This is a genomic window from Pseudoalteromonas sp. SR43-2 (genome assembly GCF_014163885.1).
In the GTDB taxonomy this organism is placed as follows: domain Bacteria; phylum Pseudomonadota; class Gammaproteobacteria; order Enterobacterales; family Alteromonadaceae; genus Pseudoalteromonas; species Pseudoalteromonas distincta.
The window spans coordinates 102,505-122,222 of sequence record NZ_JACJED010000012.1; the positions used below are offsets into that span (position 1 = coordinate 102,505).

A 19,718-nucleotide genomic window follows, 5' to 3' on the forward strand; every position below is an offset into this window, starting at 1 on the left:
TCCATTGTATTTTATAAGCAGCTAAGCCATTCTAAAAGCCTTGATGTTATTAGGATAAACGCGTGTTAGAAATTGCTTTAATTTACTTAGCAGCAGCCATAGTAGCTGTCCCTATTGCAAAACGAGTCGGACTTGGCTCAGTATTAGGTTATTTAATTGCCGGAATACTCATTGGCCCTTATGCGCTGGGTGTTGTGGGCGATCAAACCGATGTAATGCACTTCGCTGAATTTGGCGTAGTAATGATGCTGTTTTTAGTTGGTCTTGAACTACAACCTTCGCGTTTATGGACATTACGCCACTCTATTTTAGGGCTTGGCGGCTTGCAAGTTGTGTTAACAGCAGCGGCAATATTTGCATTTTGTTATTGGTTTTTTGCCATGCATTGGCAAACCGCACTCGCCATTGGTTTAATGCTCGCGCTCTCCTCTACTGCTATTGTGTTGCAAAGCCTTGAAGAAAAAGGCTGGCTAAAACAAGAAGCCGGACAAAACGCATTTTCGGTATTGCTGTTTCAAGACATCGCAATTATTCCTATTTTAGCCCTATTGCCACTGCTTGCATTTGCCCCGCAAACTAGCACAAAAGAAATCAGCGATTCGATTATTGCAAGCTGGCCGGTATGGCAACAAGTATGTGTTTCGGTTGCGGTTATTGCCGCTATTATTGCCGGCGGTAAATATGTATCGGCGCCGTTATTTAGATACATTGCCCAAACGCACATGCGTGAAATATTTACTATTTTTGCACTCTTTTTAGTAGTCGCTATTGCACTGGTTATGCAAAGTATTGGTTTATCGCCTGCGCTGGGGACTTTTTTAGCAGGCGTTGTACTTGCCGAGAGTGAATTTAGACACGAATTAGAAGCCGATATAGAGCCCTTTAAAGGCTTACTGTTAGGATTGTTTTTTATAACGGTTGGCGCATCAATTAACTTTGAACTGCTATTCAACGAGTTTAGTACTGTTATTGCCTTAGTGGTTTTACTTATTGTAGTTAAAGCCTGCATTTTATTTGCCCTTGCCGTTACCTTTAAAATTAACAGCAAACAGCAATTATTATTTGCCTTAGCGCTTGCCCAAGGGGGTGAATTTGCCTTTGTACTGTTAAGCGTAACCACTACCTTAAGTATTTTAACGCCCGAGCAAACCAGCCTTGTTACCTTAGTTGTGGCGGTATCAATGCTAATAGCGCCGTTATTACTTATGGTTTATGAGCAAATACAAAAACGCAGCAGCAGTGCTCTGCCTGAGTTTGATAAGCCAGAGCAAATTAGCACCGCTAAACACGTAATTATTGCGGGCTACGGACGTTTTGGCCAAATTATGGGGCGTTTACTGCACGCGCAAGGCTACGAAATTACCGTACTTGATCACAGCCCTAGCCAAATAGAATTACTACGCCGTTTTGGTAACACCGTATTTTATGGCGATGCCGCACGCCAAGAACTCCTTGAAGCCGCAGGCGCGCACACTGCGCAAATGCTAGTAATTGCAATTGATAACCCCGATAAAACCATTGAGATAATTAAGCTCGCGCATAAAAACTACCCGCAACTTAAAATAGTTGCTCGCGCAATCGACCGCCGCCATGCGTATCAGTTACTTAATTTAAAAGTAGATGCGTTTAACCGCGAAACCGTCGACTCAGCTATTAACCTTGCTGTAGAAGCACTCGAGTTACTAGGTAACACTAAGCAAGATGCAGAACGTGCTGGTAAGCTATTTAGAGACCACGACCGCGCTGCAGTACTGCAACTTGCTGCATTATGGGGAGACGACGCCAGCTACGGCGTAGCAGTGCGCCAACGCATGGAAGATTTAAAACAAGTGCTGCAACAAGATAAACAAGCAAAAAGCGATTTAAATACCTGCGACAGCGGCGATTGCGAAGACGGCTTAACAGAAGTAGCGAGTAAACCTAAAAAGCCTGATGATCCTCATTTGGAGTAGTGTCAAGCGGTTGAGCTGTTGGAAGTAAATAGTATCTCAATAAGATTAAAAGCAGTTGGTTAAAGCAAGCAATATAGGTTCATAACCAACTTTTTTAGTTTAAAATTCTTGTTAGCAGTTTTTACACATTTCCTATTGCTTCATACGCTCTGCATACCATTCTGCATCAGCCTTCTGCTGTTCTTCACGATCTCGAGATGTGTAAGTATTAACATGTAGTTTCTTAGGTGAAGAGCTAGTCATTTTTTCAATTTGTTCTCTGAGTTTCTTTAAATCTTCTGCCATTTTATGCAGTGGATTACCTCCACCAATTTCAGTAATTCCTTTAAATTCAGCAAAGTCGATAGTTAACTCATTAGTATAAATATTACCCTCGACATCAGAGTAAGAAACAATTATTGTGAAAAATGGAGTAAAAATATCATTGTCTTCTAACTTTCCCTTTAAATCATAAAAACTGAACAAAAAGCTATCTATGCTTTGGTTAATCCCTAAAGAGTGCATGCCGTTAGAAAAAACGTGAAGATTTAAGAAAAGATCTACTATTACATTATTGCCTTCAGAAATTTCAGTTCCACTTTTATCGATAAATTTGAAACTGATATTTCTAGCAATACCTTTTCCCAAGTTACTTAAATTTACCATCATCAAATTAAACGCTATATCACTATTTTTAAGTGTAACTGATACGGCAGGCCTAATATTTTCTTTCCTAAGAGAATTGATTTGTTCTATTTGAGCTTCTCTTAAGTACCAAGTTTCTTTAGCTAAAATGAAGGTTAATACAGCTATTGCAACAGTAGCTAAAGCAGCAACCCAAGAAGATAGCGAATCTGTTGCAAAAATTGACGATAATTGAATTTGACTTCCAGTGGCTATTCCAAGTATGTAAATTAATGGAACGCTTACAAGTCCAATAACTGTCATTAAAGGAATTAAGCTTCTCTCGTTTTTCCGTTTACTCATAACTACCTTTAAATAACATCCCTATTGCGTGAACTTCTATTAATATCAAATAGTGTAAATTATTACCAACTATAAATCTTATGCGGCTGATGGTGTGTATTTTAAAAAAATAGGAAAGTGTTTGTTATATAACTGGGGTGGGGATGGCTTAAATTAATCTACTTTTGAATACCAGCTTATAGCTCATAGCCGCCCGTCATTCTTTCAGCTATGAGCTACAACATTAAAAAACCTAGTGGTGGTGCCCGCCTTGAATAGCCTCGCCCTGCTGGTTATAAAAACCTGTTGCGCTGTGCTCTATAAAACCAAGGTTTATCATTTTAGCTAAAAATGGGTCGCCTTCGTTATCGCCAATGTCGGCGTAATCGGTGGTTTGAAAGCGATCCCACTGTGCAAATTGAGCGGTAATTAATGGCTCATTAGTGTTTACATTATTAAGGCTTAGCAATGTACTTGTTTGGCTTTTTTTATTACTAATACTAAATGTTTTAACTAATTTTGAATGCGTAATAAAGGCAAGGTTAAAGTCGTTGCCATTTTCGCTCAGTGTATAGTTTTTCACTTCATCGCAGCCTTTGCCTTGTGTGCTTACTAAGGTCATTTTTTCGATTAAGTGGTTATCCACCAGCTGACTTTTAGCACTCCAATTTTGTACGCCGCGTACCTCAGATGGTTGGTATTCAATGCCGCGTTGCTGGGCATTAAAGTAACGTATTGGTCGTATTTGGTTATTGGCTAAGTGCTGCCAAAGCTCGGTTATTACTTCACTTTGATGCGCTACTTGCTGGTTGTTTCGCCAAAGGGTAAGTGACTCGCTACTTTGCTGCGCTTTATGGCTGTTGGTAATTTTATAATCGGCTTTTAAATGCTTAGCATCAATATCACATTGCGAGGCAAAGCTACTTGTACTTACAAGCGTGGCAATTATTAATAACGCTTTTTTCATTTAGCTATCTCTTATTTATATTTCAAGTTTATGGCAATAACATAACGATTATAAATGTCAGTTTAATGACAAAAACCCCGCACAGTAGGCGGGGTTTTTTATTTAGATATATTTAACTAAATTTATAACTAGGCGGTATTTATTGCGCTAGTTTTTCGTCTGCTGTTTTTACAAAGTCAGCGGCAAAGTCCATTACATGGAATAAAAAGCTTTGCTCGTTTGTGCCTGTTACCAAGTGTGCACCTGGTCCCATTGCATAAACGCCTACGTCTTCACCGGCATGTGTTTCAGAGCCCATTGGTACAAGTGCTTCTTGATGAAAACCAGGTGTTGCTGTATCAACATCTGTTAAATCAACACGCCCTGTAACCGGTGCAAAGGCATAACCTGCATCGGCATCGGTCTCGCTACCTAAGTTTCTAAAGCCACCACCATTGGTGTAACCAACCGTTGTATAAGGCATATCGTCGGCGGCTAAGCTTGGCTCAGTTGCACCTACTGCAACCACTTTACCTAAAATTGGGTTACCGCGTTTAGGGTAACCGGCAATGGTAAATACATGGCTGTGATCGGCAGTTACAACTATTAATGTTTCTTCTGGGTTAGTGTTTTCCATCGCCACTTTAACGGCTTTGGCAAGCTCAATAGTGTCGTTTAACGCGTTATAAGCATTACCCGCATGATGCGCGTGGTCAATTCGACCCGACTCAACCGTTAAGAAAAAACCTTGCTCGTTGTTATCAAGTACGTTTATTGCTTTTTCGGTCATTTGTGAAAGCGAAGGCTCGCCTGCAACATCGTTTACGCGGTCAGCTTCGTACTGCATGTGGGATTCGTTAAATAAGCCAAACACTTTAGTGGCGTCGTCACTTATTGCATCAAAACCGGTTTGATTCATTACGTAAGTGCCATTTGGATATTGCGTTTTCCACTCTGCGGTTAAGTCGCGGTTATCTGTTCGATCCCCTTCAACAGCACTTACTGCATCGGCTGAATTAAACGCGGCATCTTTTGGTAAAAAGTGACGACGACCGCCGCCCATTACTACGTCAATACCGTCTACATCAACACCACTAAAGCGTGCTTCTAGGTTGGCTTCAAAATTAACCAGTTGCGATGCAATGTCTTCACATGTTGCGGCACTTTCTGGCATATCGGAGATATCTTCCCAGTTACGCTCTGCCGATTTAGCATACGTTGCAGCGGGTGTTGCGTGAGTAATACGCGCTGTAGAAATAATCCCTGTTGCTTTGCCTGCAATTTCAGCAAGCTCTAACGAGGTAACAAGTTCGTGCCCTTTGCCTGATGCACAATTACCACGCTCAACCGCTTCATCAATACCAATAACGCCTGCGTCGGTTTTAACGCCCGATGCCATTGCGGTCATAGTGCCTGCCGAATCTGGCGTTTGCGCATCTACGTTGTATGTTTTTACAAAGCCCGAAAAAGGCATAGTTTCAAAGCTTAACTGGTGATCTTCACCCATTTCGCCCTCTAACTGACCCGCTAAAATACGTGCTGCGGTTATGGTAGAAATACCCATACCATCGCCCACAAATAAAATTACGTTTTTAGCTTTGCCTGATTCTGTAACAATGTTGCTACTGGCTGTTTGTGCAGCGCCTAATTTTGTTTGTGCTTCACTAAACCACGTATTACTAGTGAGTGAGGCTAACTGCTCGGTAGTTAACGACGTTGCAGGTGCATTACACACTAAATTAGTTGAATTAACTTCGTCGCTGTCTAGCACGTCGTTATTATTGGTATCTGCGCCTACTTGCGTCTCTACACCACCATTAATACACTGCTCAGAGCCCACTGCAATAGCGTTATCTACTGCGATAATATTGTTTTCATTTTTGTTATCGTCACTCGAGCAACCTGCTAGCGCGACCATTACTGCCAAAGAAAGTACCGTTAATTTGTTCATGTTAGCCGCCATTATTGCTGAGTTAGTTCAAGAGCTTGATTAATTAAATGAAATACAACATTTTGTTCAATTACGCCCTGTGCTAGCTGAGCACCAGGACCTTTAGCATGTAAAGATATGTCTTCACCTGCGTGTGTTTCTGACCCCATTGGTACGGTTGCTTCTTGGTGAAAACCTGGGGTTGTTGTATCAACGCCATTTAGCTCAACACGCCCTGCAACAGCAGCACTTGTGTAGCTTGCATCAGCATCAGTCTCGTCGCCTAAGTTTCTAAAGCCTAAACCATTTGCGTAACCGACTGTGGTGTACGGCATATCGTCGGCGGCTAAGCTTGGTGTTGTTTCGCCTACTGCAACTACTTGACCTAAAATTGGATTACCACGCTTAGGGTAGCCTGCAATAGTAAATACATGGCTGTGATCGGCGGTTACTAAAATAAGGGTTTCTTCTGGGTTGGTGTTATCTACCGCTGCTTGCACGGCTTTAGCAAACTCAATGGTGTCGTTAAGCGCGTTGTATGCATTACCCGCGTGGTGCGCGTGGTCAATTCTTCCCGACTCAACCGTTAAGAAAAATCCATTATCGTTTTTACCAAGCACTTCAATTGCTTTAGTGGTCATATCGGTAAGTGAAGGCTCGCCCGCTACATCGTTTGCGCGGTCAGCTTCGTACTGCATGTGGGATTCGTTAAATAAACCAAATACTTTAGTGGCGTCGTCTGCTATTGCATCAAAGCCCGTTTGATCCATTACGTACGTAGCATCTGGGTATTGTGTTTGCCACTCAGTCACTAGGTTGCGCTCGTCTGTACGGTCGCCTTCTATAGCGCTTACTGCATCTGTTGAGTTAGCTGTTTCGTCTTTTGGTAAAAAGTGACGACGACCGCCGCCCATTACAAAATCAAGACCGTCTACGTCGGTCCCTACAAATCGTGCTTCTAGGTTTTTTTCAAAGTTAACCAGTTGCGATGCAATGTCTTCACAGCCACCTGTTACTGCATCTTCTGGCATATCGGATACGTCTTCCCAGTTACGGTCAGCCGATTTAGCATATGTGGCAGCAGGCGTTGCATGAGTAATACGTGCTGTAGAAATAATACCGGTAGATAGCCCTTTAATTTCAGCCAATTCAGTTGCGGTAATTAGCTCGTTACCAGCTACTGTTGAACACACGCCGCGTTCAATATCTTCGTCTACACCAATAACGCCCACATCGGTTTTTACACCGGAAATAATAGCCGTCATCGTGCCTGCTGAATCGGGAGTTTGCGCATCTACGTTATACGTTTTAACTTGTGCAGAGTATGGGAACTCTTCAAAGCTTAAATAACCTTCTTCGCCAGATTGATTATTACGCTGCCCTTGCAAAATGCGCGCGGCGGTAAGAGTAGAAATACCCATGCCATCGCCCACAAATAAAATGACATTTTTAGCTTTAGTGGCTTGTGTAGCCTGCGCTTGTGCTGTTTTTGTTGTTAGTTTAGTTTGCGCAGCGCTATACCAGCTGCTGTCTTTTTGGCTTTGCGGTAGTACATCAGCATGGCTAACTGCGCTAAACGCAAATGTTAGCGCGATTGCCGCAGCGACTTTTTTAATTTTCATCCGTAATTCCCATTGTTTAGTGGTTATTTTTTGAAATGTGTAAACACAAAAAAGATCAACCGCTGCACTATAGAAAACAGATATGACTGATAAAGGTAATTTTGATGAAAGTAAAATGACTAAACTATTACAACAATAAGTCACAAAAAAAGCGCAACGTGTTAAACGTTGCGCTTTTAAGGGAAATTATTGAGGGAGTTATTTAAATATTAAAAACGTGCTTTAAACGATACCCCAAAGTAGCGCTCTGCATCACGTGGGATTTGGTAACGGAAGTTATCGCCACTGTAGGTTGTTGCGTAACTTTCGTCGGTTAAGTTTTTAGCAATAAGCGAAACTCTAAATGCGTCATCTTTAAACGATAAACCCACACTTGCGTTTAAAATACCGTAATCTGGTAATAAAGCAGCTGGGTTAAATTCACCTACGTTGTCTGGTAGGTCTGAGTATTGCTCATCGGTGTAAATGTATGAGCTGTTTATGTGTACGTTAAAGCCATGCTCAGTTTCAATAAAGTAGTCAGCTGTTAGTGAGTATTTTAAATCTGGCGAAAATGGAACATCTAAACCTGAGCGATCAGTACACGAGCCAGCGGCTACCTCTGCCGGACAATTAAACTCGTCAATTTCAGCTTTAATATAAGCAACACCACCGGTAAGCGTTAGCGACTCTGTTGCAGCCCACATAAAATCAACTTCTGCACCTTGTGTACTTACGTCGCCTGCATTGGTTAAACGGGTAATACAGGTGCCGTCTGAACAGTCAAAGTTGTTAGCTTGAAAGCCTTCAATTTCGGTTCTGAAAAGAGCCATGTTAAATACAAATTCACGGCTTGCGTATTTGTAACCAATTTCGTAAGCGTCTGACTCTTCAGGTGCTATTTCGCGGCTGTCGTTATCTGGATTAAAGTTATAATAAATATTAAAACCAGGGCCTTTGTAACCTTGCGAGTAGGTACCGTATACCATTTGGCCATCGCCTAAATCGTATTGCATACCTAAACGACCCGATACGTTGGTTTCTTCGGCTTTGCCTTCATCATCTGTATTAAGTGTTGCTGGGCGCACGCCTACTCCGGTGCGACCATATACATCGTTACTTACACGGCGATGCGTGTAAGACACTTCATCGTCGGTGTAACGAATACCAAATAGTACGCGTAAATCTTCAGATAAATCGTAAGTACCATCGGCAAAGGCTGCCCAGTTGTTAAACTCGGTGCTCATGTATGCAGTTGCCGACACGATATCGTTAGCGTTACAGCTAACACCTAAACCTTGTGCGTAACCATCTAAATCGGCAAGTGCGGCATCAAGCTCTGCGCCCGATAGGTTATTTTGCGCGAAATTCGCCATTGCAGCATCTAATTGGCCACCGTTATTTTGACAACTCGCATCACGAGTAAAGTTACGTTGTGAGTCCATGTTCCAATAAAATAAGCCGGCAACATAATTAAATGGCCCAGCTAGGTTTGATGTAACTCTAAACTCTTGAGAAAACTGATCCCATTGCTGTGCACCTAAGTCATGTAATTGAAACGGCGCGCCAAATACCGGCTCGTTGCTGTCGCCAGCAATAGAGGTAAAGTCGCCTTCGCGGTATTCTGTGTTATCCCATGAACGCTGCGCTGTAATTGAAGTATACGTATAGTCGCCAATTGTTTTATCAACTTGCACCGAAAATGCGCTATGTTCGTCAATTGTGCGCGACTCGTAGTCATGGTCAACTTTGCGCTGGTCTAGATCAATATCGGCTACGCCATCCACAATGCCGTTACTGTTTGGCGCTGCCTTTGAATCAGGGTTACGACCACTTGGCAGGGCTTCTAAGTCGGCACAACAGTCATCATCTGCGTTGTAAAACTCAGCTATAAACTTTACGCTTAAGTCGTCCTCTGGCTCGTATTTAAATACAGCACGTGCACCTTCACGGTCGTAACCATTTACTTTTTCGTTGTTGTAAACGTTATCAATGTAACCGTCAAACTTGCCTTTAAATACCGTTAGGCTTGCCGCTAGGTCGTCGGTTAAACCGCCGCTTATAACGCCTTTAAAACGGTATTCGTTATCTTGATAAAACGAGGTTTCTACGCTGCCTGTTGTGTCGTACGAGGGATCTTTTGTTGTTATGTTTACCACTCCTGCTGAGGCGTTTTTACCAAACAATGTACCTTGTGGCCCGCGTAATACTTCAATGCGGTCTACGTCGTATAAATCGGCAAATGCTTGACCCGAGCGGCCAAGTACCACGCCATCAACAACAGTTGCCACACTTGGTTCAGCAGCAATACTAAATGAAATAGTACCAATACCGCGCACTGTTAGCGCTGAGTTGCGTGTTGTGGTGCCTTTTCTAAAGCTAACCGAAGGAACAAGCGACTGTAAGCCTTCCATGTTATTAGCAAAAGCTGAATTAATTTGATCGCTATTAAGTACCGATACCGCAACAGGTACTTCGTTTAAGCTTTGCGTTCTTTTTTGTGAAGTAACGACTATTTTTTCAAATGTATCGTTTTTAGCTGTTTCTGTTTTTTGTTGTTCTTGTTCGGTTTGCTCTTGCTGCGCATGTACCTGCGTGCTTAATGCTAAACCGGTTGTCATTGCTAACGTGACTGCCAAGCTTAAGACGGACTTTTTAGCTCTCATGTCATTCTCCATATTGTGCGTGTGTGCTGTGTGGTACCGCGCTAGCAATTGTGTGGGTTGCTAAAAAGCGGTGTCAGTGTGTGATACTTTCCTTAAAGCTCTTATATCTTATATAAGAGCTTTAAATTTAAACAAACTATCTTACTAATGCAATCATTATGTGAATAAAATGTAATTTTAAATTAAGTAATGAGGAGTCAGCCGCATGTTATACGGCCTTTGGAATCCCAATATGCGCTAAGCTATTTTCGTAACGAACCTGCCAACGACGTACACTCCACCAGCTAAGCACTAAAACAGTAGACCAAACAGCAACTAAACTTGGTACAAAGTACACACTGGTTCCACCAACTAATCCGAGCGGCGAAAACAATATATACAAGCTAACAATCAAGCCTACTAATACAATTGCGCAAGGTAATGCGTATTTCCAAGGATTAAGGTCTACCTCGGCTTTGCGTGTAAATTGCCATGGTGTTTTAAGGGGTTTGTAGTAACCAATACCCAACATTATTGCCAATTCAATTAAGAACAAAATGGCGTAAATATGAATAAAGTTAATGTCTACATCCCATACAAATTTAAGCAAGGTATAGGCAATAATATGGAATATAATCGCGACTTTAGCGCCCAGTGCAGGCACTTTTCGAGTAAACAAACCAACCAATACAATTGTGATGACCGGAATGTTGTAAAAACCTGTAAACACACGAATAATGTGCCATAAACCTTCAGGTGCAAACATCAATAATGGCGCAGTTATAAACGACAATATGGCAATAACAATACTGGTAATTTTGGCTACTTTTATAAGTTGGCTGTCTGTTACCTTATTTTTTTTCATTGGCTTATAAACATCTAAGCAAAATAAGGTCGCCGCGCTGTTGAGCAATGAATTAAATGAGCTAAATACAGCACCTAGCAATACGGCCAAAAAGAAGCCAGATAAATACTGTGGAAGCACTTCTTTTACCAAATGTGGGTAAGCTAAGTCGATAGTTGGCAGGCTTTCGTGTTTATAAAGATGGTAAGCAATAACGCCAGGGATCATCATCATAAACGGTACTAGCACTTTAAAGTACCCTGAAAACAACACCCCTTTTTGACCTTCAACTAAGTTTTTAGCGCCCAATGTGCGCTGGATCACATACTGATTAGTGCCCCAATAAAACAAATTAGCTAAGATCATCCCTGTAAAAATAGTGCCAAATGGCACGGGATCATCGCTACTACCAATAGCATTGAGCTTTTCTGTGTCGGTGTTTACTAGGGTGCTTAACCCTTCTGAAAAACTACCATCACCCAATGCAATTAAGCCCAGTGTTGGCACTAAAATACCAATGATAAGTAACCCAACACCATTAATGGTATCTGAGACCGCAACCGCCTTTAAACCACCAAATACAGCATAAATAGCCCCAACTGAGCCCACTGTAATAATGGTCACAATTAGGCTTGATTGGTAGCTCATATTTAATAAGGTGGGTACATCAAAAAGTCTAAGTACGGCTATTGATCCTGAGTACAAAACAGAAGGGATCGTTATAAAACAATACCCTACCATAAATAAGATCACCGTCATGCGTCGTACGGTATCGTCAAAACGATCCCGTAAAAATTCAGGTAAGGTAGAAAACGCGCCCGCTAGATAACGAGGCAAAAAGATCAACGCCATAATAATGGTTGATACTCCTGCGGTTACTTCCCACGCCATTGAGCTTAGGTTGTAACCATAGGCTGAGCCATTAAGGCCAATTAGTTGCTCGGCCGATAAGTTAGTGAGGATCATTGACCCTGCTATAAATGTACCTGTTAACCCACGACCCGCTAAAAAGTAGCCATCTTGGGTGTTAACTTCCCCTTTGGTTTTTTGGTACGAGATATATCCCACCAGCGCCATAAACGCCAAGCACGATAGCAGTGTTATGGTAATGTTCATACCTTCCATCTTGCGCCCCTTTTAGCTTACTTTACTCGGTAAAAAGTAAGCTAATATCTTTATTATTGTGTGTGTTGTGTGTGTTTTATTAAGCCGAGTTTTATTTAGGCCATGCTGTTAATTGGCTCATGTCTTGCTCTGTGTGTTGAACCTCTGGGCCAAGCATTAGGCTGTCGCCTTCGCGTACAAATACTGCCATCTCTTCAAGTGCGAGTGTGTGCTCGTAGTACTTACTCCCTTCGTAAACTTGTTTATCGGGGAAGCGAATCCAATTACCTTGCGGTAAGTAAAACTTAACTTTACCGTTTGGTACTACACACGGCACAACCAGTAATTTTTCACCGCACATAAATTGCTGATCAAAACTATGCGCCAGTACATCATCAGGAAATGCCAATGCCATGGCACGCTGAACCGGCAAGCCTGTTTGCTGCGCTTGCTCTGCACATGTTTGTAAGTACGGAATTAACTGGTAGCGTAATTTAAGTGCTGCAAATACCGCATCACTTGCTTGCTCGGTGTAAGACCACGGTTCGCGAGGACCAATACCGTGTAAGCGCATATGTGCGCTAAATACTGAAGCTTGTGCCCAGCGCACGTAAAGTTCTGCGTCGCGGGTGTCTTTGTAAAAACCACCAATGTCGGTTGCAAAAAATGGCCCACCCGACATACCCCACGCTAAACTGCCACGAATGCTTGCCGCTAAACCCTGCCAATCGGCTTGCGGGTCGCCGCCCCACTGTGCAGGAAAACATTGGCTGCCCGTCCATGCTGAACGGCTGAACAAAAATGGCCCAGTTTTACAGTATTTTTCGGCGGCCTCAAAAACGCAGCGGTTGTACAACATGCTGTAAACGTTGTGCAGCCTAATACCGCTGTCACCACTGTGAGATATCATATTGTCGTCTTCTAGCTGCTCGCCAAAATCCGCTTTTATCATATCTACGCCAAGCTCAAACAAAGGCTTATGCGATTCGAGCCAATATTCGTAAGCATCAGGGTGCGTAAAATCTAAAATACCCGACTCAGGCAGTGGCGTAAGTACTTCGCCAAACGGGCTTAAATCCCACTCGTATTGATACGCTTTACCTGTGCGTTTGTCTTTTATTAGCCAACCGTTTTCGGCCGCTTTAGCAAATAATGGGTTGTTTACCGAGATCATGGGGTATTCCCACACACAAATTTTAAAATCCATCGCTTTTAGTTCATCAAGCACAGGTTTTGGGTCTGCGTAGCGTGTTGGGTCCCATTCAAATGCAAAGCGGGTGTCGGTGTCTTGCCATGCACGGCCATCAAGGGTAATTACATCGCATGGCATGTTTTTCGCGCGTACTTCGCGGGCTACACTAAGTAATTCGTCAGCATCTTTGTAATACGCTTTTGATAAAATAACACCAAAACTCCACTGCGGTGGTACCGGTGCAAAACCTGTTAGCTCGCAGTAACGGTTGATGCTTTGGGCAGGTGTTTGCTCTTGGTATAAAAATACATCTAGCGCGTCGTCTTCAACTAAACACACATATGCGCGTTGCGACCAAAGCGCATAACCTACGCCATGTGTAACGGGTGCGGCTGTATGTACAAATAAATTCCAGCCTTCTGGGCTCCATGCATACGGGGTATTTTTATAAGACTTTTCGGCGTTAACACCTAGCGCATCGTGGTTGTATGAACGAATAAGTTGGCCGCGTTTATCAAGCTTGCCCCATTTTTCGCCAAGACCATACACGGCTTCGTCGTAGTTAAGCTCAAGACTTAAAATCCAGCCGTTATCGGTTTTAGCCAGTGGCGGTAAACGATGCTGGCGTACAAAGTGACCATCAGTTGCTGATTGCTGTACTAGCTCATCGTTTTTATAAAGTTTGAAATGAAAAGGGTCACTGTAAAATTCTAGGCGGTATTCGCCACCACTTACACTGTAATCATTATTGTTTTTGCTAAGTGTAAGGGGGCATTCTGATGGGGTTGTGGTTAATATTTTAAACTGCTCGTCATGCGTGGTGCCTGCATTTAAACGTAAGCCAAACTGGCTAATCGTTACGCTAATATCACCAAACTGAGTGGGCAAAACCAGCACATTACCTTGTAACTTTGGCTGTGCGGTTAAGCGTGCTGGCTCTATTGCGTTCCAGTCTGGCTCACGTAATTCAAATGCATTCATGGGAGTTCCTTAACCAATTATTAGTCTTGTATAAGACACAAGTTAAATAATTGTAATCCCCATGTCAACGTAAATAAACTCAAGATGAATTATTTACGTCGCGATTTTTAAAATATACCCGGCGCCGATGTTGCCACCAGCGATATACCACTTAGGCCAAGCAATACAATTGCTATAATACGTACCCATTTAGCGTCAACGTAGGGCGTTAATTTACGAGCAAAATGCGTAACTAGCAACACTAAAGGAATAGCCGCTGCAATTAAAAACATAATGTCGAGCCCAGGCAAAGTACCAAATAAAGCGATACCTACACGTACTAGTCCACCAATAGTAAATACCGCTAATAACGTACTGCGAATAGCTTCAATAGACCAACTTTGCTTATAACACTGAAACACAAGCGGCGGCCCTGAGGTTGAAAACAACCCACCAAGTAACCCACTTACTCCACCGGCTATTAAAAATGAACGAGGACGACTTTGTTTATTTGCACGCTCGCGGCCAATCAGCATTAAAGCGCAGCAAAGCAAAATGCTTACACCTAAAGCAAAGTTTAAATAGTGTGTTAAATGCGACGACATATACTCAAGTAGCACAAAACCTAACAGCATTAGTGGAATACCGGTATACAACATAAGTTTTAGCTCGGGTACTTTTACCGAACTGCGGTTTTTAACGACCACGGTTGTTGAATTAACTAACCCCAGCAAACTCACTAAAAATGTAGTTGCCGTAAGTGGTAATACATCAAGCAACGTAAAGCTTGCAACCACCAGCAACCCAAAGCCAAACCCGCTAAGAGTTTGCATTACAGTGGCAAGGCTTAGGCACAGCGCCATAAGCAAAATGAGTTCAAAAGATATACTGAGCACTTTTAATTCCCTAAGGGTGAGCTATTGTAGTGTAACGATTTGTTTTTAGGCATAATGTATATTTTGCGCCTATTAAACACTACAGCAGTAGTTCACGTTTAATTGAGCTAGCGCAAGTATGCGTAAAAGGTTTCACCTATGCTATAACTACAGGTGGATTAAATTTAATGGTAAATAATAATGAGTAACTCTATGTTTGATCACAAATTAAGTGGACCAAGCTTGGCTTTTCAACCACTTTACTTACAAGTGGCTGATTATATTAAACAGCTCATTGTTGAAAGACGTTGGCTACCTGGCGAAGCACTACCAAGCGAATTTCGCCTTGCTGAAGAATTTAACGTAAGCCAAGGTACAGTTCGTAAAGCACTAAACTTATTAACCGACAATAAAATAGTAACTCGTCGCCAAGGCGTTGGTACGTTTGTATCAGAGCATACTGCGCAAGATGCCTTATTTAGGTTTTTTCCGTTACAAGCAGACGGTAAAGGTGCCGATTTACCAAAGGCTGAACTGCTATCGGTTGAGCTTTGTGCAGCGCCAGTTGCAGTAATAGAAGCGTTACAACTCAATAAAAAAGACAAAGTTACCAAGCTTGTTCGTAGGCGCATTCTTAATAACGAATTTTGCATGAGCGAAACTATATACCTACCGCAAAGCTACTTTCCTGATATACATCAAAGCAGTGATATTCCGCATACATTGTACCATTACTATCAGACCAAATTTAACCAAACTGTACACAAAACCCAAGACAGTATTAAGGCCGTACTTGCTACAGTGGATGACGCCAAAATGCTTGCTATAAAAGCTGGCGATCCACTGCTGTTGGTATCACGCATTACCGAATCAATCGAAGGTAAACGTATTGAATACCGCCAAAGCAAATGCCGTAGCGATCATTACCACTATCAAATTGAACTTGATTAATTAAAAGCGTGTTTAGTGCTAAAAACCCACTTTAGCGCATAATAATTAAATATTTTTTAAAGGCAGCAAACGCTGCCTTTTTGCTGCCTGTAGGTTTTTTAACTGAACCATTTACTGCTTTGCTGTTAACACAGTATTGACACTGTTTGATTCGTATAATAACTTATGTCTTATACAAGACCTAAGTCATTATGCATTTTTAACAGGAATTCCCAATGAGTTCATTAAATAATATCCCTCCAGTAGGGTTCGGTTTATGGAAAGTCGCGCAAGAAGATTGTGCACAAACGGTATACCAAGCCATTAAGGCGGGTTACCGCCATCTTGATTGCGCATCAGACTACGGTAACGAAGAGCAAGTAGGCGATGGCATCGCCCAAGCAATAAACGATGGCTTATGTACCCGTGAAGAATTATGGGTAACATCAAAACTGTGGAATACCTTTCATGCACCAGAGCATGTTGGCCTCGCGATTGATAAAACACTGAGTGATTTAAAGCTAGATTACCTAGACTTATACCTAATTCATTTTCCGATTGCGCAAACATTTGTGCCAATAGAAACCCGCTATCCACCAGAGTGGTTTGTTGACCCTACGGCGCAAAACCCACAAATGGAGCTTTCAAAAGTACCATTGTATTTAACGTGGCAAGCAATGGAAGAACAAGTACACAACAACAAAGCAAAACGCATTGGGGTATGTAATTACTCAAGCGCACTGCTTCACGATTTAATGACCTACGCAAATATCAAACCCGCTATGTTGCAAATTGAGTCGCACCCTTATTTAACGCAAGAGCGATTAGTAAGACTCGCAAAGCAGTACGATATTCCGGTTACTGCGTTTTCACCACTGGGTGCGCTTTCATACCTTGAGCTAGAAATGGCTGATAAAGCTGAATCAGTTCTTGAGCAAAGTGTTGTTAAAGCGGCTGCACGCAATCATGGCAAAACGCCAGCACAAGTAGTTCTTCGCTGGGGCGTGCAACGCGGCACTGCCATTATTCCAAAAACCTCAAAACTTGAACGCATGAAAGAAAATCTCGCACTGTTTGATTTTGAATTAACAGAGCAAGAAATGGCGCAGATTTCTGCGCTTAACAGTAATCGCCGGTTTAACGACCCTGGGCACTTTTGTGAAGCTGCCTTTAACCGTTTTCACCCAATTTACGATTAGGATAATAAAATGTCAGCTACCGAAATTAACTACGCCTCAGTGCCAACTCAATTAACGTTTGATGACTCGGTTTTTCCGTGCATTGTGGTTAATAACAATAACGCCAGCACCGTTGAAGAAGCGGTAGCTTTCATTCGCGCAAATAAAAGTGAATTGGCTAAAAAACTTCGCAGCTCAGGTGCTGTGTTGTTTCGCGGCTTTCCTATAAATAGTGCCGAAACCTTTGATACTTTTTCAGCCGGGTTTGACTACACAAACTTTACCTATAAAGAGTCACTGTCTAACGCGGTACGAATTAATTTTACCGAACGTGTATTTACAGCTAACGAAGCGCCAAAAGATGTAGAAATATACTTGCATCACGAAATGGCGCAAACGCCTATTTCGCCAAGTAAGTTGTTCTTTTTTTGTAAATCGGCCGCTGAAGAAGGCGGTGCTACACCTCTTTGCCGATCAGATAAATTATTTAGTGCGTTAAAAGAATACGACAGCAAGCTTGCCCATGACTTTGAACACAAAGGCCTAAAATATACCACCTATATGCCAGCCGCTGACGACGCAACATCAGGCCAAGGCCGAAGCTGGAAAAGTACGCTAAGTGTAGAAACCAAAGACGAAGCACATAATAAATTAACCGAACTTGGTTACGAGTGGGAATGGCTTGAAGACGGCTCGCTAAAAGCCGTTACACCGGTACTGCCTGCTGTAGTAACTCTTGAAAATAACGTACAGGTTTTTTATAACCAATTGATTGCCGCTTACATGGGCTGGAAAGGTGTACGCGAAAATCCATCAATCGCCATTACTTTTGGCGATGGTAGTGCAATACCTAAAGCAGGACTTGATAAAATTGTTGAGCTTTCTAAAGTATTTACCTTTGATCTTGCATGGCAAGACGGTGACGTTGCTTTAGTTGATAACGAAATGGCTATGCATGGTCGTCGCCCTTTTACAGGTGAACGTAAACGCCAAGTGTTAGTAGCACTTACCGCAGCTAAAGCGTAATGCAGCGCTTAAGTGGTAAATTAAGCAGTAAAATATCACCTTTATGGCAAGGCGCCAGCATTGCTGCAATGACTGGCCTTGCCGCTTTATTCTTGAGTGAGCATTACGGCGCGCCAGCCATGCTGTTTGCTTTGTTACTGGGTATGGCAGTCTCATTTTTGTATCAAAGCGATAGCCCTTGCGCCAAAGGCATCGATTTTACCGGCACCACGGTTTTGCGTGTAGGTATAGTACTGCTAGGCACACGCATAGCGCTGGGAGATTTAGTAACACTGGGTTGGCAAACCGCACTTATGCTAGCGGGCGCTATATTTACTACTATTATTTTAGGCGTAGTACTAGCACGCGCATTTGGTTTACAAAAGCGCTTTGGTGCACTTACAGGTGGTTCGGTTGCTATTTGTGGAGCGTCTGCTGCGCTGGCTATCTCGTCTATTATGCCAAACAGTGAACATAAAGAGCGCGACACCTTATTAACCGTTATTGGCGTAACAGCCATGTCGACTCTAGCTATGATCCTCTACCCTATTGTGGTTAATTACCTTGAATTTGACGCGCATAATGCAGGCGTATTTTTAGGCGGCACAATACACGATGTAGCCCAGGTAGTGGGTGCTGGTTATTCGGTATCACCTGAGACAGGCGATATAGCAACCCTAACTAAGCTTGTGCGTGTTGCTATGCTACTACCCGTTGTGCTTATTATGATGGTTATTATTAATCGCTCAAATAAAGAAAAACACGGAGAATTACCTAAAGTACCTGGTTTTTTAATTGGCTTTGTAATACTTATGGTAATAAATAGCTGCTTTTCAGTTCCTACAATAGTACTTGAAACCGCTAACGAACTTTCGCAGTTCTTTTTAATTGCTGCTATTTCAGCCATAGGTATGAAAACTAATTTAGGAAAACTAACCGAAGTAGGTATGAAACCCATTATTTTAATTGTGGCTGAAACACTTTGGATTGCGTTATTAATACTTGGATTTGTAATTTGGAGCTAAAGAATTACATTATTTAGGGTATATCTAAAAAAATTTAGTAGGTAATTAGGTCATGTTTCAACCAATTAAAAGCTGTATTTTGCCTACTCTAAAACTACGCACAAAAACAAGCTTAACGCATTGATTAAACAAAGCTTACCTTTATTTTAAAAGTATAAAATATCATCTTAATCATAACTAGTTAGTTAAAAAAACAACAAACAAATAAAGTACTTACTCTAAAATAAATTTACAATAGGGCTTGGTATATACTTTAATTTACTGTTATCCTGCCTCGCATCGGGTTGACAGAAAACCCTATTTATTTGTAAGTACCACGTTGTTTTAGTAATAATCCTTCGCGTTATCCTCAGTTAAATGTATGTTTTCTTCCTGTTAAATTGCCTAATTTAAGGCGCACTTTTATTAATCCTTAGGATACTATTATGTCTACAACTACAACTGGTACAGTTAAATTTTTCAACGAAGCAAAAGGTTTTGGTTTCATCGAGCAAGAATCTGGTCCTGATGTTTTCGCACATTTCAGCGCAATCTCTGGCGACGGTTTCAAAACTTTAGCTGAAGGCCAACGTGTACAGTTTACTGT

The 19,718-nt window shown here is 42.0% G+C and carries 14 protein-coding genes; 6 read left to right on the plus strand and 8 right to left on the minus strand.

The features are described from left to right. Positions 1–62: 62 nt before the first annotated feature. Positions 63–1,952, plus strand: coding sequence for a monovalent cation:proton antiporter-2 (CPA2) family protein (locus H5120_RS11815; protein WP_182674522.1), 1,890 nt, complete (start codon positions 63–65; stop codon positions 1,950–1,952). A gap of 132 nt (positions 1,953–2,084) precedes the next feature. Here H5120_RS11815 and H5120_RS11820 read toward each other — a convergent pair whose 3' ends face one another. The 8 genes from H5120_RS11820 to H5120_RS11855 all read right to left on the minus strand — a co-directional run bounded on the left by H5120_RS11820 (position 2,085) and on the right by H5120_RS11855 (position 15,015). Next, positions 2,085–2,918, minus strand: coding sequence for a hypothetical protein (locus tag H5120_RS11820; RefSeq protein ID WP_182674523.1), 834 nt, complete (start codon positions 2,916–2,918; stop codon positions 2,085–2,087). A 232-nt stretch (positions 2,919–3,150) separates the two neighbouring features. Continuing rightward, positions 3,151–3,864, minus strand: a complete 714-nt coding sequence (locus H5120_RS11825) for a hypothetical protein (protein WP_182674524.1) — start codon at positions 3,862–3,864, stop codon at positions 3,151–3,153. Positions 3,865–4,003: 139 nt separating this feature from the next. Continuing rightward, complete coding sequence (locus H5120_RS11830; RefSeq protein WP_182674525.1) at positions 4,004–5,794, minus strand: alkaline phosphatase; 1,791 nt, start codon at positions 5,792–5,794, stop codon at positions 4,004–4,006. Between the two features lie 11 nt (positions 5,795–5,805). Next, positions 5,806–7,395 (minus strand): alkaline phosphatase, encoded by a 1,590-nt coding sequence (locus H5120_RS11835; protein WP_039486975.1) that lies wholly within the window; start codon positions 7,393–7,395, stop codon positions 5,806–5,808. Positions 7,396–7,604: 209 nt separating this feature from the next. After that, positions 7,605–10,040: a TonB-dependent receptor gene (locus tag H5120_RS11840; protein WP_182674526.1), complete on the minus strand. Its 2,436-nt coding sequence runs from the start codon at positions 10,038–10,040 to the stop codon at positions 7,605–7,607. A gap of 208 nt (positions 10,041–10,248) precedes the next feature. Beyond that, positions 10,249–11,988, minus strand: coding sequence for a solute:sodium symporter family transporter (locus H5120_RS11845; RefSeq protein ID WP_182674527.1), 1,740 nt, complete (start codon positions 11,986–11,988; stop codon positions 10,249–10,251). 91 nt (positions 11,989–12,079) lie between these two features. Beyond that, on the minus strand, positions 12,080–14,140 hold the full coding sequence (locus H5120_RS11850; protein ID WP_182674528.1) for an alpha-xylosidase: 2,061 nt from the start codon (positions 14,138–14,140) through the stop codon (positions 12,080–12,082). A 107-nt stretch (positions 14,141–14,247) separates the two neighbouring features. Further along, a complete protein-coding gene (locus H5120_RS11855; RefSeq protein WP_310735974.1) occupies positions 14,248–15,015 on the minus strand; it encodes a sulfite exporter TauE/SafE family protein in 768 nt (255 codons plus the stop codon). A gap of 180 nt (positions 15,016–15,195) precedes the next feature. On the opposite strand from H5120_RS11855, the gene H5120_RS11860 reads away from it, so the two are divergent. The 5 genes from H5120_RS11860 to H5120_RS11880 all read left to right on the plus strand — a co-directional run. Then, positions 15,196–15,945: a GntR family transcriptional regulator gene (locus tag H5120_RS11860; protein ID WP_182674529.1), complete on the plus strand. Its 750-nt coding sequence runs from the start codon at positions 15,196–15,198 to the stop codon at positions 15,943–15,945. 215 nt (positions 15,946–16,160) lie between these two features. Next, positions 16,161–17,123 (plus strand): aldo/keto reductase, encoded by a 963-nt coding sequence (locus H5120_RS11865; RefSeq protein WP_182674530.1) that lies wholly within the window; start codon positions 16,161–16,163, stop codon positions 17,121–17,123. A gap of 9 nt (positions 17,124–17,132) precedes the next feature. Further along, complete coding sequence (locus H5120_RS11870) at positions 17,133–18,128, plus strand: TauD/TfdA family dioxygenase (protein WP_182672127.1); 996 nt, start codon at positions 17,133–17,135, stop codon at positions 18,126–18,128. Beyond that, entirely contained in the window at positions 18,128–19,132 is a 1,005-nt protein-coding gene (locus H5120_RS11875) for a YeiH family protein (protein ID WP_182674532.1), read from the plus strand. Before H5120_RS11870 ends, H5120_RS11875 begins: the two co-directional genes overlap by 1 nt. A gap of 425 nt (positions 19,133–19,557) precedes the next feature. After that, on the plus strand, positions 19,558–19,718 hold a 161-nt coding region (locus H5120_RS11880), incomplete at its 3' end, for a cold-shock protein (RefSeq protein ID WP_182674564.1).

Bases quoted from the DNA above. Each gene is read 5' to 3' on its own strand.
- H5120_RS11865 (WP_182674530.1), top strand. From the start codon at position 16,161: ATGAGTTCATTAAATAATATCCCTCCAGTAGGGTTCGGTTTATGGAAA.
- H5120_RS11840 (WP_182674526.1), bottom strand. From the start codon at position 10,040: ATGAGAGCTAAAAAGTCCGTCTTAAGCTTGGCAGTCACGTTAGCAATG.
- H5120_RS11835 (WP_039486975.1), bottom strand. From the start codon at position 7,395: ATGAAAATTAAAAAAGTCGCTGCGGCAATCGCGCTAACATTTGCGTTT.
- H5120_RS11870 (WP_182672127.1), top strand. From the start codon at position 17,133: ATGTCAGCTACCGAAATTAACTACGCCTCAGTGCCAACTCAATTAACG.
- H5120_RS11845 (WP_182674527.1), bottom strand. From the start codon at position 11,988: ATGGAAGGTATGAACATTACCATAACACTGCTATCGTGCTTGGCGTTT.
- H5120_RS11825 (WP_182674524.1), bottom strand. From the start codon at position 3,864: ATGAAAAAAGCGTTATTAATAATTGCCACGCTTGTAAGTACAAGTAGC.
- H5120_RS11830 (WP_182674525.1), bottom strand. From the start codon at position 5,794: ATGAACAAATTAACGGTACTTTCTTTGGCAGTAATGGTCGCGCTAGCA.
- H5120_RS11820 (WP_182674523.1), bottom strand. From the start codon at position 2,918: ATGAGTAAACGGAAAAACGAGAGAAGCTTAATTCCTTTAATGACAGTT.
- H5120_RS11860 (WP_182674529.1), top strand. From the start codon at position 15,196: ATGAGTAACTCTATGTTTGATCACAAATTAAGTGGACCAAGCTTGGCT.
- H5120_RS11850 (WP_182674528.1), bottom strand. From the start codon at position 14,140: ATGAATGCATTTGAATTACGTGAGCCAGACTGGAACGCAATAGAGCCA.
- H5120_RS11875 (WP_182674532.1), top strand. From the start codon at position 18,128: ATGCAGCGCTTAAGTGGTAAATTAAGCAGTAAAATATCACCTTTATGG.